Below are 15,994 nucleotides of genomic sequence, written 5' to 3' on the forward strand. Positions count from 1 at the left end.
GCCGGATCTACCGTGGGGTGATGAGCACCACAGCCCACCACGCCGCACGGTCTCCGCGGCAGCCGTCCGACCTCGTTCGGCAGATCGCGGTCATCTCGGCCGTCGTCTTCATGATCATCGCGGCGATGGTCGGCACGGGCCTGTTCGGCGGGACGAACGTGCGCGACCTGCAGGGCGGTGCGCTCGACGCCGACTCGACGGTGCTCGCCCCGGGGACGCAGGCCTTCAGCATCTGGTCCGTCATCTACCTCTTCATGATCGGCTACACGGTCTGGCAGGCGTTGCCCGCGCAGCGCTCGCGCGACCGGCAGCGGCTCGTGGGGTGGTGGATCGCGTTGACGGCCGTCCTCAACGGGGGATGGCTGCTCGCGGCGCAGTTCACGACGCTGCCGCTCACGGTCGTCGCGATCGTCGCGCTGCTCGCCGCTCTCGGATGGACGTTCCGGCTGCTCGTGCTGTCGCGGCCCCGGTCGGCCGGCGACCGGCTGCTGATGGACGCCACCGTGGGCCTCCACCTCGGGTGGGTGTCGCTGGCCACGGTCGCCAACGTGACCGCGTGGCTCAGCCGGACGGTGCCCGAGTCGTGGGGAGCGCAGGCGGACGTGTGGGGTGTGGCCGTGCTCGTGGTCGTCGCCGCGGTCGGCGTCGGCATCGCCGCCTTCTCACGTGGCCGGCCGTCGCCCATCATCGCGCTGTCGTGGGGTCTGGCATGGGTCGCGATCGCCCGGACGACCGATCAGCCCCACTCGACCCCGGTCGCCGTCGCCGCCGTCGCGGTCATCGTCGTGGTGGTGGCTGCGGCAGCCGTCACGGCCTGGCGCTCGAACGGCCGCGAGCACCGCGGCATCCTGCGCCGACCGCGCACGGCCTGACAGCCGGCGCGCCAGGCGGCTTCAGCCCCGCGGATGCGACGAATGTATCGCCCACAGCCCCAACGATCGCAGCGCTCGTGCGTAGGCCCGGTTCAGCTGCGCCGGTGGGTGGACGCTGAGCTGCGCGAGAAGGTGCGAACGGCAGATGATCGCCGCGCACAGGCGGTAGGCCTCGTCGACGACGCCTGCCTCGTTCCATCGCGATTGCGAGCGCGCCAGCGCTGCGATGTCGACGAGGGTGGGGTACTGCGCATCGAGGAACTCCTTCACCGACCCGTGCTGCTCGACGAATGGTCCACGTGGACCGCGCTGCTTGCGGCGGGCGAGCTCCGCGCCCAGGTGATCCGTCTGCGTCTGAACCGACCGGCGAGCTGCCTGTAGTCGCGCGGCGGTGGGTGCTCCCAGCGGCGTGCTGTCGAGGCGCTGCCGGACCGCGACCGCGAAATCCGCCAGCCGGTCGGCGGCCGTCGCGACGGGCGGGTGGGACGAGCGGTCCTCCAGGTCGGCGAGCGCGGGGGTCAGGTGTGCGAGGAGCCAGAACGCCGCGTCATCCGAGAACACGAACAGCGTCCCGCCGTCGCATCGAACAGCGGTCATGTCTGGTCCGCGAACCGCGGCGGTGATCGTGGTCACGACGTCTCCTTCGTCCGGGCCGGATGCGCGCCCGATGGCGAGACCTCGTGGACGGTCCGATCTGACGAGAGATGCTCAGAGCGTTACCGAAACGTGATGTTTGCGCGATGGTGATACACGCCGTCGGCGTCGCAAGGCCACACACGCACCGTCGATCCGACGGATGTATCGCGCTCGGCGTCAGAACGTGGCGGCGAAGGCGGCGAGGAGGCGGCTCGGCTCGGTCACGGGGGCCGCGAGCACCCGAGCCGCGACGCGATCGTAATCGTCGGCATCGAAGTAGCCGTCGTTGCGGTAGACCGTCATTCGCTCCGTGAAGTCCCGCGGGGTCGGCTCGGGGTGGAACTGCGTCGCGTACAGGCGATCGCCCACCCGGTAGGCCTGCACCGGGCACTCGTCGTTCGTCGCGAGCAGCACTGCTCCGGCCGGAAGCGTCTCGGTGCCCTCCTTGTGCGCCGTGAGCGCCGTGAAGGTGGGGGAGAGCGAGCCGAGCAGCGGGTCGGCCCGTCCGGCATCCGTCAGCGTCACCTCGGTCGGCCCGGTGTCTTCGGGGAAGTCGCGCGAGATCGTGCCGCCGAGGTGCGTGGTCGCCACGCCGATGCCGAAGCAGGTGAACAGCGCAGCCGTCTGAGCGGATGCCGCGGCCTCGGCGATCCGGGCGAGGTCGGCCTCCAGCCGCAACTGTCCCTCCGGCTTCGCACCGGGATCGTCGGTGGCGTTGAACGGGCTGCCGCCGACGACGAAGCCGCGCCAGCGCGTGAACGCGTCAGCGGGCAGGGCGTCGCGGGTCAGGTCGATGCGCTCGAGCGCGGACTCGTCGAGACCCATGGCGGTCCTGAACGAGGCGTACTCGGCCTCGGCGGCCGTCTGCTGCGGGCGCACGCAGACGTACACGAGCGGGGCCATGCCGAAAGTCTAGGGGCCGCGTCGACGCCGCCCGGCGGGGATGACCTTCCGTGACGAGAGGTGCACAATGGCCCGATGACAGCGCGTGTGATCGTCACCGACCCGACCGGGATCAGCGGGGTGCTCGATCGGCTCGATGCGGCCGCGGCGTCTCGGGGCTGGCGGGTGCGCCGCCCCGCCGACGCATCCGGCATCGAGGCGCGGGCACGCGAGGCGCGGGCGTCGATGCGGCTGCCGGTCCCAGTCGTCGTCGAGCTCGAGGCGGATCCGGATGCCGTCGCGGCCGACGATCCGATCGACGCCGTCACTCTGCTGACACGCACTCCGGTGCCGGGGGCGATCCCCGACGGCGAGCGGCGGCTGCACGGAGCGTGACTCCCGGCGTGGATCGACCCGGACCGCGTCGGCGTCCGTCAGGGCGACGGATTCAACGCGACGAGTTCGCGGTGCGGCCGCGGACGATCCCGATGAAGGTCTCGACGAGAGGCGTGGTCGCTTCCGTCTGCCACGCGAGCGCAATCGTCGAGGTCGGCGCATCGACGACGGGGCGGTAGGCCGTGTCTTTGCGATGGTGCAGCCGCGCGAGTGACATCGGCACGAGCACGATGCCGACGCCCGTGGCGGCCGTGGCGACCGCATCTTCCGTCGTCGCGAGGGCGGGGAAGGCGGGGGCGACGGCGCCAGGCACCTCGAGTCCCAGGGGATCGTCAGCGGGCACGATCACGACCTCGCCGACGAGATCGGCGAGGGTCAGTTCGTCGGCGGCAGTGAGCGACGAGTCGGCGCCGCACACGACGACCGTCGTCTCGTCGTAGAGCGGAATGACGCTCAACCCGGAGCGGTCGATCGGAAGCCGGACGAGGGCAACGTCGACGTCGCCGTCCGCGAGAGCGGCGGCCTGGTCGTCGAATCCGACCGTGACGAGGTCGATCGGGTTGCCCGGCATCCGCTGTTTCCACACGTCGATCCACTTGCCCGGCGTGGCGCCCGGAGCAGCCCCGAGGCGGAACGACCCGAGAGCAGCGGTGTCGGGGCGTGCGGTTCCCGGTTCACGGCGCGGCGGCACCGTCCGGTCCCCCGTGCTGCCGCTTCCGGCGCGCCGGCCGGGGGAGGGAGCGCCACGGCGTCCGGGTGCGCCGGTGCCGCGGCCGCCGCTGCGCGCGGGGCGGCCCGAGGGGCGTCCGGGTGTCATGCGTGAAGCGTATCCCGGGTTCGCGGCAGCCGAACGGTCGAGCGTCCGGCGCCGGCGGAGGCGAACGTCGTCAGATCACGCCGCCAGGCGGAGCCCGCGCTGGTCCGTCGCCACGTGCTCGCCGTCGGCGATGTTCTCGTCGTCACCGATGAGAGACCCGCCCGCGACGTGCGCGTGCGCCCCGATGAAGGCGCGGATGCCGATCTTCGCCCGCGGGCCGATGGCCGCGCCGGATCCGACGTGCGCGTGCGGCGCGATCTCGGCGTTGGGGCCGATGACCGCTTCGCGCTCGATCCATACGCCGCGGCCGATGTGAGCGCCCGCCGCGACCTGCACACCGGGTTCGACGTAGGCGCCTGCTTCGACGAGCGCTGTCGGGTGCACCTTGGCCCCGTTCGCGATCAAGCCTCGACCGTTCGCGTGCTTGCGGTAACGCAGCGTCTCTCCACGGTCGTTCTCGATGTCGATGTAGTTCTTGCCCACGATCCCCTCCGACAGTTCCGGTTCCGGTACTGAGTACTGGAAACAACCCCACGATCCGCGTTTTCATTCCCAAGAATCATTCGGAGCGGCGGCCCGACCGGTTTGCTGGAACAAGCGTGCGACGTTCCGCCGCCGAGGTCGAAGGGGTGTGCGAGGTGACGTCGGCGCGATAACATGCCCGGCTCGCGCCGGATGATGACCGCGCCCCTGTCGTTTGCGAGGATGGGCGGGTGGAGCCTACTCGCGCACCCTCGACCGGACCCTCCCTCGTCTTCGAGGCCGCGCTGACACGTCACACCCGCGCGGAGGACCTGCTCGGCATCGTGACGGGCACTTTCGTGGCATCCCTCGGTCTGTACCTGCTGCAGTCGTCAGGCTCGGTGACCGGGGGCACAGCCGGCCTCGCGCTCCTCCTCGGTTACGCGACGGGATGGTCGTTCCCGGTGCTGTTCGCGGTCGTGAACGCGCCGTTCGCGGCGCTGGCGCTGTGGAAGAAGGGGGTGTCGTTCACGATCCGCACCTTCGTGTCGATCGGTCTCGTGTCGGCGTTCACCTTCGTCCACCAGCACCTGCTGCAGTTCGCGAGCATCGAACCGATCTACGGCACCCTGGGTGGCAACCTGCTCGCCGGCGTCGGTCTGCTGATCCTGTTCCGGCACCGATCGAGCCTCGGCGGGGTCAACATCATCGCCCTCGTCCTGCAGGAGCGCGCCGGCTTCAGCGCGGGATGGACGCAGATGATCTTCGACGTCGTGATCATCGCCTCCGCGCTGCTGGTGCTCGCCTGGCCGGCCGTGCTGCTCAGCGCCGCCGGCGCGGTCGTGCTGAGTGTCGTCCTCGTGCTGAACCACCGGCCCGGCCGCTACATCGGCCGCTGAGCGCTGGTCCCGCCGGGGGCGGGCTCCGGTGGGCTCCGGTGGGCTCAGCTCTGGCAGCGCGGGCACCAGAAGACGTTGCGCTCGCTCGTGGGCAGAGCCCCGATCTCGTCGGCCCGGATGAGTGTCCCGCATCGCCGGCACGGCTTGTTCTCGCGCCCGTAGACCCACATCCGCTGCCCGGGGCGGTCGTTGCCGGTGAAGGTGCGTGCCGCGCGGTCGCGGTTCGCGTGGATCATCCGGTAGCCGGTCTCGAGCACGCTGGCGGCGTCGATCTCGGTGGCGGGGGTCGTGGGGAGGATGCCGCGCACGAACAGCAGCTCGTTCGCGTAGACGTTGCCGAAGCCGGCGACGTTGCGCTGATCGAGCAGGGCGACGTGAGCCGCTCGCGAGTCCGAGCTCACGCGCCGCACGGCCTCGTCGAGATCCCAGTCGGGACCGAGCAGGTCGGGCCCGAGGTGGCCGACGAGACGGTCTTCGTCGGCGGTCGGCAGCACTTCGACCATCGCGAGCTCGAAGCCGACGGCGTCTCGGTCGCGCGTCCCGACGATCGCACGCGCCTGGAACGCGGGTGCCCGCCAGCGCTCACCGTGACGGTAGACGTGCCAGCGTCCCTCCATCTTCAGATGCGAGTGCAGGCTGTACGATCCCAGGCGCAGCAGCAGATGCTTGCCGCGCGCGATCGACGACGAGACGGTCTCACCGCGCAGATCGGCCGTCGCGCTGCCGGGAACACGGATGTCGAAACGGGTGACCTCCTGCCCGACGAGGGCCTCGCCCAGCTTGCGCGCGGCGCGGAAGACGGTGTCGCCCTCAGGCACGCTCGGTGCTCCCCGACATCGCCGTCCGCGAGCCCGCGGTCAGCCGCCGCAGGGTCAGCCCTCGAGACGACTCGACGAAACCTCCCGCGCGCAGTGCCCGGCCCGTCGGGGTGTTGTAGACGAACTCGCCGTTGACCTGCTCGACGGTCAGGGTGTCGAGTCGCCGCGCCTGAGCGGTTCTCACGAGATCTGCCGCAGCCGCGGTGAGCACCTCTTCGTCGTCGGTGAACGCGAGCGCAGAGCGCCCGCCGCGTTCGAGGTAGAGCACGAGCGCACCGTCGACGAGGACGACCACGCCACCCGCCTTCCGCCCGGGGCGGTGCGAGACGCCCTCGAGCGCCGGCCAGCCGAGGGCTGCCCCGTACGGATTCGCCGGGTCGGTGGCGGCGAGCGTCACGGCGCGGCGCGGCGGCGGGTCGGGCAGGGCTGCGAACTCGCGCAGCCGGTCGACGGTCACGGATGCCGCGAACTGCGCGGCGCCGAGCGTCTCGATGACGTAGCCGCGGCGGCAATGGCCCGCCTCTTCGAAGCCGGCGAGCACACGGTACACCTGTGCGAAACCGCCGGGCACGCCCTCGGACTGCACGCTGCCCCGTGTGACGACGCCGTAGCGGTCGAGCAGCAGTCCGGCGGAGGCCGTGACGCGGAGCGACGGATCGGGCTCGACCGCGGGGAGCAGCGACCATCGGCCGCCGAGGGTCGACGGGCGCGGCGCCGCAGGCGTCGTCGTGGGGCGTGCCAGCGGCGTGCCCCGGTACAGGCGGGACCGGGGCGTGCGACGGGCGCTCCGATGCGCTTGCGAGCCGCCCGACAGGAGCGAGCGGACCGGTGTGAACGTGTCGTTGGTCAGGCGACCGGCCCACGCGAGGCGCCACAGCGCGTCGAGCACGCTCTGCTCGTTGGGGGCGCCGACGGCGGCGACGAGCTGTCCCGCGAACCAGCCGCCGCCGACGGCGAGAGCCTCGAGGATGCGCACGTCGAGGTCGCCCGAGGTCGCCGACTCGTCGATCTCGGAATCTGCGTCGGCCAGCGCGAGGGTGAGCGGAGCCATGTCGGCGGGGTGGAGCGCGATCCAGCCGTCTCGCCCCGGCAGGGTGCCGTGCCCCGACCACACCACCTCGCCCGTCGCCGTCAGCTCGTCGAGCATCCCGGGGGCGTAGTCACGCACGCGAGAGGGGAGGACGAGCGACTCCCAGGCGCTCGCGGGGATCGGGACGCCCGCGAGCTGCTCGATCACGGCGGCGACGCCGTCGACGCCCTCGAGAGGCCGGGTGACGTGCTGCCAGACGGGCAGGAATCGAGCGAACGCCTCGGGAGAGACCGGCTCGACGCTGCCGCGGATCGCGGCCAGCGACCGCATCCGGAGTCGCCGCAGCACCTCCGAGTCGCACCATTCGAGGTCGTCGGCCTCGGAGCCGGTCGACTCGGGCAGGAAGTAGCCGCTCGCGATGCGTCCCTGCGACTCGAGGCGCTGCAGCGTCTGACGCGCGACGGCGCTGCCGATGCCGAGCCGCATCGCGACGTCGGCGGTGCGGAACGGCCCGTGAGTGCGGGCGTGGCGCGCGACGAGGTCGGCGAGGGGATCGACGACCGGCTCGAGGAACGCGGTGGGGATACCCACGGGGAGGGCGGCGCCCAGCGCGTCGCGCAGGCGCCCGGCATCCTCGATCGCCGCGGTGCGCTGCACGCCCGCGATCGTGACGGGTATCGCCCGACGGGCGGTCACGAGCTGCTGGAGCAGCTCGGCCGCCTCGGCGACCCGCCGTGGGGGAGGAGCATCGCCGACCGGAGGAGCGGGCGCGGCCTTCGTGTCCTCTGCTGTCCCGATCCCCTCCGCTGCGCCGGTGGACTCTTCGAGCCGGGCTGCGATCTCTTCGGCGTCGAGTGGCCCCAGCAGGCGGAGCAGGTCGGCGACCCCCTCGACCCCCCGCGCTCGACGATCCGGGGCGAGGCGCTGCGCCTCACGCTCGAACTGGGCGATGACGTCGGGATCGAGCAGCTCGCGCATCTCGACCTTGCCGAGCAGTTCTGACAGCAGCGCCGGGTCGACCGAGAGGGCAGCGGCGCGGCGTTCGGCGAGCGGAGAATCGCCCTCGTACATGAACGCGCCGACGTAGCCGAAGAGCAGATCGCGGGCGTAGGGCGAGGGCTGCGACGTCGTCGTCTCGACGAGGCGGATGCGGCGGTCGGCGATGCTGCGGGTGATGCGCAGCAGGGCCGGCAGGTCGTACACGTCCTGCAGCACCTCGCGAAGGGTCTCGAGGATGATCGGGAACGACGGATGCCGGCGGGCCACCTCGAGCAGCTGAGCCGAGCGCTGCCGCTGCTGCCACAGCGGCGCGCGCTTGTTCGGGTTGAGTCTCGGCAGCAGCAGGGCGCGCGCCGCGCATTCGCGGAAGCGCGAAGCGAACAGAGCCGAACCGCCGACCTCGTCGGTGACGATCTGCTCGAGCTCGTCGGCGTCGAACACGAAGAGGTCGGCACCGGGCGGCTCGGCCGCGGCATCCGGCACCCGCGCGATGATGCCGTCGTCGCTCGCGACGGCCGCACCCTCGACGCCCAGACGCTCGCGGATGCGCGCGTTGACCGCCAGCGCCCAGGGCGCATGGACGTGCATGCCGTACGGGGAATGGAGGATGACGCGCCAGTCGCCGACCTCGTCGCGCGAGCGCTCGACCGTGAGGGTGCGGTCGGTCGGCAGGCTGCCGGTCGCCTCGCGCTGCTCGGCGAGGTGGGCGAGGAGGTTCTCGATCGCGTAGTCGTCGAGCCCCGATTCGCGCAGCCGTTCGGTTGCCTTCTCGGGGCCGGCAGCCGACACCTCTCGGCTGAACTTCCCCAGTGCCTCGCCGAGCTCGGCCGGACGCCCCAGGCCGTCGCCGTGCCAGAAGGGGAGCTTGCCCGGTTGGCCGAACGCGGGCACGACGTTGACCCGGTCGTGGGTGATCTCCACGATGCGCCAGCTCGTCGTGCCGAGGGTGAAGACGTCGTTGACCCGTGACTCGTAGACCATCTCCTCGTCGAGCTCGCCGACGCGGGCGTTGCGGCTCTCGCCGGCGACGAAGACCCCGAACAGGCCACGATCGGGGATCGTGCCGCCGCTCGTGACCGCGATGCGCTGTGCGCCGGGGCGGCCGGTGAGCGTGCCCTGGTCGCGATCCCACACCAGTCGCGGCCGCAACTCGGCGAACTCGTCGGACGGGAAGCGGCCGGCCAGCAGATCGAGCGTCGCCTCGTAGGCCGAGCGGGGGAGGGTGCGGAACGGGGCGCTGCGCCGAACCGTCTCGAACCAGGCCTCGACCTCGATCGTGCCGGTCGCGCATGCGGCGATCGTCTGCTGGGCGAGGATGTCGAGGGGGTTCTGCGGCACCGCGATCGCCTCGATCTTGCCCGCCAGCATCCGCTCGGTGACGACCGCCGTGTGCAGGACGTCGCCCCGGTGCTTCGGGAAGAGGGCCGCCCGGCTGACCTCGCCGACCTGGTGACCGGCCCGACCGACGCGCTGCAGGCCGGATGCCGCGGACGGCGGCGCCTCGACCTGGATGACGAGATCGACGGCGCCCATGTCGATGCCGAGCTCGAGGCTCGAGGTCGCGACGACGCAGCGGAGCACACCCGACTTCAGCTCGTCCTCGACCTGGGCGCGCTGCTCTTTCGAGACCGAGCCGTGGTGGGCCTTCGCCAGCACGGGCTCAGCGCCGGCGGAGGCGCCGGCCTGCGCCATCATGCCCGCGGGAACGGTGGGCTCGGGGAGCTCACCTCCGAGACGCTCGGTGTAGATCTCGTTGAGGCGTCCGGTGAGGCGTTCGGCGAGGCGCCGCGAGTTCGAGAACACGATCGTCGAGCGGTGCTGCAGGATGCGGTCGACGATCGCCTCCTCGACGTGGGGCCACACCGATCCGGTGACCTCCGTCGCCTGCGGCGCGCGGTACCAGGCGCCGTCACCGTCGTCACCGTCGTCATCGTCGTCATCGTCATCGTCATCGCGACCGCGTGGGGCGCCCGCCTCTTCGGCGCCCGGAGGAGCCGGCGGATGCAGCATGTCGGGGATGGGCACGACGACGTTGAGGTCGAACGCCTTGGTGGCCCGCGGAGCGACGATCTCGACGGGAGCCGCGCCGCCGAGGAAGCGTGCCACCTCGTCGATCGGGCGCACGGTGGCCGAGAGGCCGATGCGTTGAGCCGGCTTGTCGAGGAGCGCGTCGAGGCGTTCGAGGCTCACGGCCAGATGCGCGCCGCGCTTCGTCGCCGCCACCGCATGCACTTCGTCGACGATGACGGTGTGCACGCCGCGCAGTGTCTCGGAGGCCTGCGACGTGAGCATCAGATAGAGCGACTCGGGGGTCGTGATGAGGATGTCGGGCGGCCGGGCGACGAGCGCGCGCCGATCGGACGAGGAGGTGTCGCCGGAACGCACTCCGACGGTCACCTCCGGCACCGTCTGCCCGAGCCGACGCGCCGACTGGCCGATGCCGACGAGAGGGGAGCGCAGGTTGCGCTCGACGTCGACGCCGAGCGCCTTCAACGGCGAGATGTAGAGCACGCGGGTGTCGGCCGGCGCGGCATCCGTTCTGCGGCGTTTCGCCGGCTTGTCGTCGACGGGGCCGGCCGCCGCCTTGTCGCGGAAGATCCGGTCGATCGCCCAGAGGAACGCCGACAGGGTCTTGCCCGAGCCGGTCGGGGCGACCACGAGGGCGTGCTTGCCGGCGGAGATGGCATCCCACGCGCCGGCCTGTGCCGAGGTCGGCTTCGAGAACGCGCCACGGAACCAGTCCGCGGTGGGCGCGGAGAATCGGGCGAGCACATCGGCCATGCCTTCATCTTCGCGCGGACCTCCGACATCGGCGCGGTCTTGCGCCCGCGGCATCCGCCATGCCAGCCCGCCCCGCCCCCGCCCCCGCCCCGCCCCGCCCCGCCCCCGCCCCGCCCCGCCCCGCCCCGCGAGGTCCCACATGGGCCGGGAACAGGACGGGCATTCCCGGCCCAACGGGGACCTCGGTGTTGTCGGCCCGGCCCAACGGGCACCTCGACCCCCACGGGCACCGGGGACCTCGGCTCACGACGAGGGCGAGACCTCGCTGAGCCGGCCGTCACGCAGCTCGAGCGTCAGGCCCGGCGCGAAGCGCGAGAGGAAGTCGTCGTCGTGGCTGACGACGAGCACCGCCCCGCGGTACGCGGACAGCGCCTGCACCAGCTGATCGACCGTGTCGAGGTCGAGGTTGTTCGTCGGCTCGTCGAGGACGAGCAGCTGCGGCGGGGGATCCGCCAGGAGCGCGCACGCCAGCGCCAGCCGGAACCGCTCACCGCCCGACAGCGCCGCAACGGGCCGCAGCACGGTGTCGCCGCGCAGCAGGAACCGCGCCAGGCGATTGCGCAGCTCGACGTCGGTGGCCGCGGGCGCAGCCTCCCGCACGCTGTCGAGCACCGTCGCCTCATCCCGCAGGCCGTCGATCCGCTGCGAGAGGTATCCGACGCGATCGGTGTGCGCGGCGGCCGTGCCGCAACTCCTCAGGTCCGGCCTGTTCGGCGGGCTGAGGCGGCGATCGGATGCCGCATCCCCCGATTCTGAGGAGTTAGCGCTCGCCGACCGCACCAGCGCCTCGAGCAGGGTCGTCTTCCCCGCGCCATTGGGGCCGACGAGCGCCACCCGTTCGGGCCCCTGCACGATCCACGAGCGCTCACCGTCGCCGATCGTCGCGAGGCGCCGGCCCGCCGCGACACCCGGGTCGGGCAGGTCGATCCGCACGGTGTCGTCGTCGCGGACCCGCCGGCCCGCCGCATCCAGGGCCGACCGGGCCGCCGCCTCGCGATCGGACGCCTCGCCGCGCGCGCGACCCGCCGACACCTGCGCGGCCGATGCGCGGTTGCCGGAGATGATCCCGGGCACGCGCTTCTCCCGCTGTGCCTTGGCTCCCATCGCAGCCCGCCGGGCGAGCTTCGTCTCGGTCTCGACCCGGTCCCGGCGCTCGCGTCGGAGAGCCGCGGCCGCCGTGGTCTCGGCCGCCCGCGCAGCCGCCTGCTCGGTGTCGCGCCACGTCCGCCACTGCGAGTACGGACCCCCGAACACGTCGAGCTCGGAGCCGTAGAGCTCGGCGGTGTCGTCCATCAGCTCGAGCAGGGTCGTGTCGTGGCTGACGACGACGAGCGCACCCCGCCACCCACGCACGAGCTCACCGACCCGCTCGCGCGCGTCGCGATCGAGGTTGTTCGTGGGTTCGTCGAGCAGCGCGATCTCGGCGCCGCGCAGTCGCACTCCGACGAGCGCGGCGAGCACGGCCTCACCGCCAGAGAGCTCGCCGATGCGGCGGTCCAGAGCCCCGGGCGGCAGGCCGGCCGCCGTCAGCGCGGCGACGGCTCGAGCCTCGGCGTCCCAGTCATCGCCGATCGTGTCGAAATGGCGAGGGTCGACGTCTCCCGACTCGACGGCGCGGACGGCATCGACGACGGCGGCGACGCCGAGCAGATCGGCGACCCGCCGCTCGACGTCGAGTGTCAGGCGCTGCGGCAGCAGCTCGACCCGCCCCGACGTGGTGACCGAGCCCGATGTCGGTGTGAGCTCGCCCGCGATCAGCCGCAGCAGCGTGGTCTTGCCCGAGCCGTTGCGGCCGACGAGGCCGGTGCGTGCGGCGCCGAAGGTTCCCGATACGTCGCGCACGGCAGGGGTGCCGTCGGGGTGGATGAGGGTGATGCGGTCGAGGACGACCGCGGGAGCGGGATGGGGCATGACTGCCTCCTCGGATGTCGTCGGGCGCGGGCGCGACCGACACCGAAGACACCCCGACCGGGGCGGGAGGGTCCGGCGGCCAGCGCGGAAATCGAAGAATGCGCTGGCCTGGTCGGACGCCCGAAGGGTCGACGGATCAGCGCGGGATCACAGCGCGGTCGCGTCGAAACCGATCAACGGTCGTTCCTCACACTCGGGACAGGGGCCCGGGAAGTCTACGCCGACGGGAGCTGCTTGTGCAGGAAGGTCGCGACATCTCGCAGCTCTTCGGCCGAGACGGCATGCCCGAGGTCGGGGTAGACGCGCCCGCTCAGGTCGACCCGGCCGGGCAGCCACTGCGCGGTGATGGCGACGAGCGCAGGCGGGATGACGTCGTCGAGGGCGCCGCGGCCCCAGAACACGGGTGGGCGCCGTTGGGCGAGCTCGGCGTCGGTGTCGAGGTCGCCGGGGTTGGCGTAGCCCGACAGATTCACCGCGAAGGCGTAATCGTGCGGACGGAGCCGGAGCGCCTCGAGCGCCATGAGCCCGCCCTGCGAGAACCCGAGCAGTCCGACGGATGCCGCGTCGCCCCGCTCCGCGTCGATCCACTCGGTCAGTGCGCGGGCGGATGCCGTCGCCGCCTGCGGATCGCGACCGTTCAGGCCCTCGATCGGATACCACGACCACCCCGGCGTCGGGAAGGGCGGGGTGAGCGGAGCGCGCACCGCGGCCACGACGTACTCGGCGGGGAGATGGGGTGCGAGGGCGAACAGGTCGTTCTCGTCTGAGCCATAGCCGTGCATCATCACCAGCAGGGGCCGCCCGGCACGCTCGGCGGGAGCGGCCGACCAGCGCACGGCCGCGGAATCGAGAGCCGGAACGGACGACATGCGACCATCCTGCCAGCCTCCTCCGACACCGCCGGGGGTCATTGGTATACATGAGGCATGGCCGTGCGCACCCCCGATCCCGATCCCGACGAGCGCGGCGAGTCGTCGCTCCCGGCCGACCCGCTGCGCGGAGCCCCGGGCGGCGGAGCCACGAACCCGGCCTGGCTCAGCGATGTCGAGCTCACCGAGGCGCGCCGCCGTCTGCCGATGCTCTACGTTGAGGCGGTGCCGGTGCGCACCGACGGTCTCGGCGCCGTGACCCAGGTCGGCATCCTGCTGCGGGCCACCCCGGTCGGCGAGATGACGCGCACGATCGTCTCGGGTCGCGTGCGCTACGGCGAGACGATCCGCGACGCGCTGTTCCGTCACGTCGAGAACGACCTCGGGCCCATGGCCTTCCCGCTCCTGCCGGCATCGCCCACGCCCTTCACCGTCGCCGAGTACTTCCCGATCCCCGGCGTCAGTCCGTTCCACGATGACCGCCAGCACGCCGTGTCGCTCGCCTTCGTCGTGCCGGTCACGGGTACCTGCGAGCCCCGTCAGGACGCGCTCGAGGTCACCTGGCTCGACCCCGCCGAAGCGGCATCCGATGCCCTCGCCGCCGAGATGGAAGGCGGTCGGGGCACCCTCATCCGACTCGCGCTCGCCTCGGTGGGCGCGCTCCGCTGAGGACCGAGCCTGCGTAGGCTCGGGGCATGACCGATCCGCAGCCCCTCGCCTTCCCCGCCGACCACGCCGGATGGCTCGCGTTCGCCGCCGAGCGCCCGGATGCCCGCATCGCCCGCGTCCGCGAGATCGATGCCCAGCTGATCGCGGGGCACGAGCTGTCGCCGCTGGCCCGTCTGCAGCTGTGGAACGAGGCGTCGATCGCCGTCGCCGAGGCGGCATCCGAGGCGTCGCTGCTGAGCGAGTCGCACCCCGACGCCGATGTGCGGGCCGCGGCCGAGGCGCGCGTGCAGGCGATCGACGCGCTCCTCTCGCAGCGGGCGCTCGACCCCGCGCTGTTCGCCGTGTTCGACGGGCTGGCCACCGACGGGCTCGACGCCACGGCCCGCCGTCTGCTGGCACACATCCAGCGTGACTTCCGCCGGGGTGGCGTCGACCGCGACGAGGCGACGCGCGACCGGCTGCGGGCGCTCGCCGAGCGTGACACCGAGCTGTCGCTCCAGTTCTCGCGCAACATCCGCGACGGCCGGCGCGAGCTGAAGCTCCCCGCCGAGGCGCTCGAGGGGCTGCCGCAGGACTTCATCGACGCTCACCCGGTCGACGACGAGGGCCTCGTCACCCTCACGACCGAGTACACCGACCTCATGCCCGTGCGCGAGTTCGCGGTGCGCCGCTCGACGCGCACGGCGCTGCTGTCGGTGTACAACGACCTGGCCTGGCCCGACAACGATCCCGTGCTCGCGGAGCTGCTCGCGGTGCGCGCCGAGCGCGCCGAGCTGCTGGGCTACGGCGACTGGGCCGACTACGAGACCGAGACGCGCATGATCGGCTCGAGCGCCGCCATCCGCTCGTTCCTCGACGACATCGACGCCGCCACCCGCGAGGTGGCCGCGGCCGAGTACGACCGCCTGCTCGCGCGGCTGCGCGTCGACGAGCCCGGCGCCGATGCGGTCACCTCGGCCGACCTCTGGTACCTCCTCAGCGCGCTCAAGCGTGAGGAGTACGCCGTCGACGCCCAAGCCGTGCGCGCGTACTTCGCCTTCGACAACGTGCTGGCGGGTGTGCTCGACGTCACCGCGCGACTGCTCGACGTCACCTACGTCCCCGTCGATGCGGGAGCCTGGCACGCGGACGTCCGCAGCTACGACGTCGTCCGCGGCGATCGCCGGCTCGGCCGGATCCACCTCGACCTCCACCCGCGCGAAGGCAAGTACAACCACGCGGCGTGCTTCAACCTCGCGCCCGGCATCGCGGGACGTTCGCTCCCGGAGGGCGTGCTGCTGTGCAACTTCTCGCGCGGACTGCTCGAGCACGACCAGGTCGTGACGTTCTTCCACGAGTTCGGCCACCTCGTCCACGGCATCCTCGGCGGCGCCGATGCGGTCTGGGCCGACTTCAGCGGCATCGAGACGGAGTGGGACTTCGTCGAGGCACCCAGCCAGCTGCTCGAGGAGTGGGCCTGGGACGCCGGCGTGCTGGCGACGTTCGCGCGCAACGCCGACGGCGAGGCGATCCCGGCCGACCTGGTCGAGCGGATGCGGGTGGCCGACGCCTTCGGCCGCGCCCTCGAGGTGACCCGTCAGCTCGGCCACGCCAACGTCTCGTACGGGCTGCACGTCGAACGGCCGAGCGACCTGCAGGCCGCGGTCGAGGGTTGGTACCGCGCGTCGTCGCCCGTGCACCCACTGCCGAACGGACACACGTACGCCGGCTTCGGGCATCTCACCGGATACGGCGCCTGCTACTACACGTACCAGTGGAGCCTCGTCATCGCCCGCGACCTGCTCTCGGCGTTCGGCGACGACCTGATGGATCCGGCCGTCGCGACCCGCTATCGCGAGCGCATCCTCGAGCCGGGCGGCAGCCGTGACGCGGCCGACCTCGTCGCCGACTTCCTCGGTCGCCCGTACTCGTTCGACGCTTACCGGGCCTGGCTCGCCGGCGCCTGACCCCCGC

General features: G+C 72.3%; 13 protein-coding genes. 5 read left to right on the forward strand and 8 right to left on the reverse strand.

The annotated features are described in order from the left end of the window. Positions 1–20: 20 nt before the first annotated feature. Positions 21–872 carry a tryptophan-rich sensory protein gene (locus tag DEU36_RS11065; protein ID WP_120264187.1) on the forward strand — a complete coding sequence of 284 codons (852 nt, stop codon included), beginning with the start codon at positions 21–23 and terminating at the stop codon, positions 870–872. Between the two features lie 21 nt (positions 873–893). Here DEU36_RS11065 and DEU36_RS11070 read toward each other — a convergent pair whose 3' ends face one another. Beyond that, positions 894–1,505 (reverse strand): hypothetical protein, encoded by a 612-nt coding sequence (locus DEU36_RS11070; RefSeq protein ID WP_120264188.1) that lies wholly within the window; start codon positions 1,503–1,505, stop codon positions 894–896. Positions 1,506–1,685: 180 nt separating this feature from the next. Beyond that, positions 1,686–2,411 carry a glutamine amidotransferase-related protein gene (locus tag DEU36_RS11075; RefSeq protein WP_120264189.1) on the reverse strand — a complete coding sequence of 242 codons (726 nt, stop codon included), beginning with the start codon at positions 2,409–2,411 and terminating at the stop codon, positions 1,686–1,688. A gap of 75 nt (positions 2,412–2,486) precedes the next feature. On the opposite strand from DEU36_RS11075, the gene DEU36_RS11080 reads away from it, so the two are divergent. After that, complete coding sequence (locus tag DEU36_RS11080) at positions 2,487–2,786, forward strand: hypothetical protein (protein WP_120264190.1); 300 nt, start codon at positions 2,487–2,489, stop codon at positions 2,784–2,786. Positions 2,787–2,838: 52 nt separating this feature from the next. Here the strand turns inward: DEU36_RS11080 and DEU36_RS11085 are convergent, their stop codons facing one another. Continuing rightward, positions 2,839–3,603, reverse strand: a complete 765-nt coding sequence (locus tag DEU36_RS11085) for a LysR substrate-binding domain-containing protein (RefSeq protein WP_120264191.1) — start codon at positions 3,601–3,603, stop codon at positions 2,839–2,841. 75 nt (positions 3,604–3,678) lie between these two features. Next, positions 3,679–4,086: a transferase gene (locus DEU36_RS11090; protein ID WP_120264192.1), complete on the reverse strand. Its 408-nt coding sequence runs from the start codon at positions 4,084–4,086 to the stop codon at positions 3,679–3,681. 230 nt (positions 4,087–4,316) lie between these two features. Between DEU36_RS11090 and DEU36_RS11095 the strand changes: the two genes are divergently transcribed. Continuing rightward, positions 4,317–4,964 (forward strand): YitT family protein, encoded by a 648-nt coding sequence (locus DEU36_RS11095; RefSeq protein ID WP_120264193.1) that lies wholly within the window; start codon positions 4,317–4,319, stop codon positions 4,962–4,964. 44 nt (positions 4,965–5,008) lie between these two features. Here DEU36_RS11095 and DEU36_RS11100 read toward each other — a convergent pair whose 3' ends face one another. The 4 genes from DEU36_RS11100 to DEU36_RS11115 form a co-directional block, all read right to left on the reverse strand. Beyond that, positions 5,009–5,782, reverse strand: a complete 774-nt coding sequence (locus tag DEU36_RS11100; protein ID WP_120264194.1) for a DNA-formamidopyrimidine glycosylase family protein — start codon at positions 5,780–5,782, stop codon at positions 5,009–5,011. Beyond that, positions 5,775–10,592 (reverse strand): DEAD/DEAH box helicase, encoded by a 4,818-nt coding sequence (locus DEU36_RS11105; RefSeq protein WP_120264195.1) that lies wholly within the window; start codon positions 10,590–10,592, stop codon positions 5,775–5,777. The genes DEU36_RS11100 and DEU36_RS11105 overlap by 8 nt, the downstream gene beginning before the upstream one ends. 243 nt (positions 10,593–10,835) lie before the next feature. Continuing rightward, on the reverse strand, positions 10,836–12,503 hold the full coding sequence (locus DEU36_RS11110) for an ATP-binding cassette domain-containing protein (RefSeq protein ID WP_120264196.1): 1,668 nt from the start codon (positions 12,501–12,503) through the stop codon (positions 10,836–10,838). Between the two features lie 215 nt (positions 12,504–12,718). Beyond that, complete coding sequence (locus DEU36_RS11115) at positions 12,719–13,372, reverse strand: alpha/beta hydrolase (RefSeq protein WP_120264197.1); 654 nt, start codon at positions 13,370–13,372, stop codon at positions 12,719–12,721. A gap of 57 nt (positions 13,373–13,429) precedes the next feature. On the opposite strand from DEU36_RS11115, the gene DEU36_RS11120 reads away from it, so the two are divergent. Together DEU36_RS11120 and DEU36_RS11125 are read left to right on the forward strand one after the other, a co-directional pair. Then, a complete protein-coding gene (locus DEU36_RS11120; RefSeq protein ID WP_094260535.1) occupies positions 13,430–14,041 on the forward strand; it encodes an NUDIX hydrolase family protein in 612 nt (203 codons plus the stop codon). Positions 14,042–14,067: 26 nt separating this feature from the next. Beyond that, positions 14,068–15,987 (forward strand): M3 family metallopeptidase, encoded by a 1,920-nt coding sequence (locus DEU36_RS11125; RefSeq protein ID WP_120264198.1) that lies wholly within the window; start codon positions 14,068–14,070, stop codon positions 15,985–15,987. Positions 15,988–15,994: the final 7 nt, after the last annotated feature.

Origin of the sequence: Microbacterium sp. AG238, assembly GCF_003610405.1 — a bacterium.
In the GTDB taxonomy this organism is placed as follows: domain Bacteria; phylum Actinomycetota; class Actinomycetes; order Actinomycetales; family Microbacteriaceae; genus Microbacterium.